Annotated in this window: 3 protein-coding genes; all 3 read left to right on the top strand. The window is 64.2% G+C overall.

Annotated elements, in window-relative coordinates:
• On the top strand, positions 1–1,368 hold a 1,368-nt coding region (locus tag Q4E95_RS09040), incomplete at its 5' end, for a sodium:alanine symporter family protein (RefSeq protein WP_303382991.1).
• Positions 1,369–1,498: 130 nt separating this feature from the next.
• Positions 1,499–2,956 carry an amino acid permease gene (locus tag Q4E95_RS09045; RefSeq protein ID WP_303382992.1) on the top strand — a complete coding sequence of 486 codons (1,458 nt, stop codon included), beginning with the start codon at positions 1,499–1,501 and terminating at the stop codon, positions 2,954–2,956.
• A gap of 52 nt (positions 2,957–3,008) precedes the next feature.
• Positions 3,009–3,869, top strand: coding sequence for a D-hexose-6-phosphate mutarotase (locus tag Q4E95_RS09050; RefSeq protein WP_303382993.1), 861 nt, complete (start codon positions 3,009–3,011; stop codon positions 3,867–3,869).
• Positions 3,870–3,992 lie beyond the last annotated feature (123 nt).

Here is a 3,992-nt window from a genome sequence, read left to right on the forward strand (position 1 = left end):
TTGGGAACCGGTATTTATCTGACCATCCGACTGGGTGGCATCCAACTGTTCAAATTGATCCCCGCATTGCGACTGGCGCTGTTCGAACGTCAGGACAAGGACGCCCCCGGCGGTGACGTCTCCCAGTTCCAGGCACTGACCACCGCGCTCGCGGCCACCGTGGGCACCGGCAACATCGTGGGTGTGGCCACGGCCATCTCCATTGGCGGCCCCGGCGCTCTGTTCTGGATGTGGGTCACGGGTGTGGTCGGCATGGCCTCCAAGTACTCCGAGGCGTTCCTGGGCGTGCGATTCCGTACCCGTGATGCCGCCGGCGAGATCTCGGGCGGCCCGCAGTACTACCTGAAACGCGGCATCCCCAATGGATTCGGCACGTTCCTGTCGCTGTTCTTCGCGATCGCGGCGGTGCTGGCATCCTTCGGTATCGGCAACATGACGCAGGGCAACTCCATCTCCGCGAACATGGAGTCCTCCTTCGGTGTGCCCGTGTGGATCACCGGCCTGATTCTGGCCGCGCTGACCCTGCTGGTTCTGGTGGGCGGCATCAAATCCATCGGCAAGGTCACCGCAGCTTTGGTGCCCGTCATGATCATTTTTTACGTGCTGGGTGCCCTGTACATCCTGATCGCCAACGTGGACGCCATCCCCGCAGCTTTCGCCTTGATCTTCGGCGATGCCTTCAGCGGGACGTCCGCCGTTGGCGGCTTTGCTGGTTCCGCCATCATCCTGGCCGTCCAAATGGGCGTGGCCCGCGGTATCTTCTCCAACGAGTCCGGCATGGGGTCGGCTGCCATTGCCGCGGCCGCGGCCAAGACCACTCACCCGGTCCGTCAGGGCCTGGTATCCATGACCCAGACCTTCATCGACACGATCATTGTGGTGTCGTGCACCGGTCTGGTCATCGTGACCACCGGTGTGTGGGACCAGGGTAAGGACACCGCCGCGACCATGACCGGTGAGGCGTTCACTCACGGTCTGCCCGGAGTGTGGGGCCACCTGATCGTGACCGTGGGCCTGGTGCTCTTTGCCTACTCCACCATCCTGGGCTGGGCCTACTACGGTGAGCGCTGCATGGAACGGCTCTTCGGACGCCGCGCCGTGATGCCCTACCGGGTGTTCTTCTCCGTGGTCGTGTTCATCGGCGCAACCGTTCCGTTGGCCATCGTGTGGTCCTTCTCGGACGTGATGAACGGCTTGATGGCACTGCCCAACCTGCTGGGCCTGCTGATCCTGTCCGGGCTGATTGCACGCGAAACCAGGCACTACCTGCGCAACGACCCCAAGCTGCGGGCCACCCGAGAGGACGTGGACACGTTCATGAAGGACCGCGACGGTGGGATCGACACGTACGAGCTCACCAACCGTTGATCACGCGGGAGCAGTTCGTTCGCCGAGCCGTGTGCTGTTGAGTCAGCGGAACGACCCCCGGGCCACGAGCCCGGGGGTCGTTCCCATGGCGGCACTGCCCTTACCGTGGTGAGGAGTACTCTCTGACGGTATGACTCACGAGCACGTCGCAGAACCTTCGCATGACCGGCCCGGTCTCAGCCGAGGTCTCACCAATCGACACATCCAGCTGATCGCGATCGGCGGTGCCATTGGCACCGGCCTGTTCATGGGATCCGGACGCACGATTTCCTTGGCGGGACCCTCCGTGGTGTTCGTCTACATGATCATTGGGTTCTTCCTGTTCTTCGTCATGCGGGCCATGGGTGAGTTGTTGCTGTCCAACTTGCATTACAAGACGTTTGCGGATTTCGCGGCGGATCTGGTGGGGCCGTGGGCCGGGTTCTTCGTGGGCTGGTCCTACTGGTTCTGTTGGGTGGTCACCGCCGTGGCCGAATTGGTGGCGATCACGGCATACGTGCAGTTCTGGTGGGCCGAGGTCCCGTTGTGGCTTCCCACGGTGGCCGTGGTGGCGGTGATCTTCATCCTGAACGTGGCCAGTGTGAAGAACTTCGGCGAGATGGAGTTCTGGTTCGCCCTGATCAAAATCGTGGCCATTCTGTCGTTGATCGTGGCGGGCGTGATCATGGTGGCCACACGGTTCACCTCCCCGGACGGTCACGTGGCGCAGGTCTCCAACCTGTGGAACAACGGCGGCTGGTTCCCCAACGGAATCATGGGCGTCGTCGCAGGATTCCAGATCGCTGTGTTCGCGTTCGTAGGTCTTGAGCTGGTGGGTACCACCGCCGCCGAGGCACGCAATCCCCGTAAAACCCTGCCGCGCGCCATCAACTCGGTGCCCGTGCGCATCCTGATCTTCTACGTGGGTGCGCTGTTGGCCATCCTCATGGTGACCCCGTGGAGCTCGGTCGACCCCGGGCAGTCCCCGTTCGTGTCCATGTTCTCGCTCGTGGGTCTGGCCGGCGCGGCCTCCGTGGTCAACTTCGTGGTGCTGACCTCGGCGATGTCCTCCGCCAACGCCGGCGTGTTTTCCACCTCCCGCATGATGTTCGGCCTCTCCGCCGAGGGCAGTGCCCCGCGCTTCTTCCGCTACCTGAGCACCGCGGGTGTGCCGGCCCGCGCCCTGGGCGTCACGGCGCTCGTGCTCCTGCTGACCATCCCCGTGCTGTACGCGGGGGACTCGATCATTGCCGCCTTCACCCTGATCACCACCGTGGCTGCGCAGCTGTTCATGTTCGTGTGGTCCATGATTCTGGTGTCCTACATCTGCTACCGCCGCAAGCACCCGCAGCGCCATGCGGCCTCCGAGTACAAGATGCCCGGTGGTCTGTTCATGTGCGTGGCGGTGCTGGTGTTCTTCGCGTTCGTGGTGTGGACGCTCACCACCGAACCCGAAACGGCGGCGGGTCTGGTGTCCCTGCCCATTTGGCTGGCCGGTCTGGGTATCGCGTGGGCGTTCGTGCGGCGCACGGCAACCCACCGACAGGCGTTCGAGTGGTTCAAGGCCGAGATGGAGAAGCCCGTGGATCATGCCGAGCTGGAGAGGTAATACTCCGGTCGTGCTGAGCCTGTCGGCACCGACCAGTGCCTAAGCTGGGGGCATGACTCGACTGCCCTCGCCCCTGACACTGTCCTGCCCGCCCGGTTCAGGTACGGTCCGCACGTACGGCGCCCATGTGATGTCCTGGGCGCCCACCGGTGCCGATCCGGTGCTGTGGGTGTCGTCCCAGGCCAAGGACAGCGTGGGGGAGGCCATCCGCGGCGGTGTACCGATCTGCTTCCCGTGGTTCGGCCCCGGCCGCCCCGGGGATCTGAAACCCGCCCACGGGTTCGCGCGCATCACGGAATGGGAGCTCGCGGACAGGATTTCTGAGGACGACGCCGCTGCCGCCACCGCGCGCTTCATCCTCACCCACGAGGACATCGACCCTCAGTTACGCGGCGCGTTCCCGCACCCGTTCCGTGCCGTCTACACCGTGGAATGCGGAGCGGAGCTGACCATGTCGCTGACCGTGACGAACACCGGATCCACCGCGTTCGAATTCGAAGAAGCACTGCACACCTACCTGTCGGTGGGGGATTCCCGGCGCATCAGCATCGATGGCCTGGACGGCGCACGATACTTCGACAAGGTGGCCCAGCAGGAGGAGCAGCAGTCCGGTGCCGTGACGATCACGGACGAAACCGACCGCGTGTACCACTCCCAAGACACCGTGCGGGTGAAGGACCCCGCCATGGGGCGCACCATCACGGTGGCCAAGGAGGGCTCGGCCAATACCGTGGTGTGGAACCCGTGGACCGAGAAGTCCAAGGCCATGGACGATTTCGCGGATGCCGAGTGGCAGTCCATGGTGTGCGTGGAGACCGCCAACGTGCTCGGTGACGCCGTTCACGTGGATGCCGGTAAGTCCCACACCATGACCCAGCGCTTGTCGGTGAGCCGCGATTCGCTACTTCGGTGACGCGGCGCCGTCCGGGCGGTTCGGCGAACTCGAGGGATCAACGGCTCTGAGCTTCGGCACGGAACCGGTTTCGCTGAGCCCGGGACGGTTCGACGCAAAATCCACCGTGTGATCGATTTGCGC

This window comes from Kocuria sp., from assembly GCF_030536815.1.
GTDB classification, from domain to species: domain Bacteria; phylum Actinomycetota; class Actinomycetes; order Actinomycetales; family Micrococcaceae; genus Kocuria; species Kocuria gwangalliensis.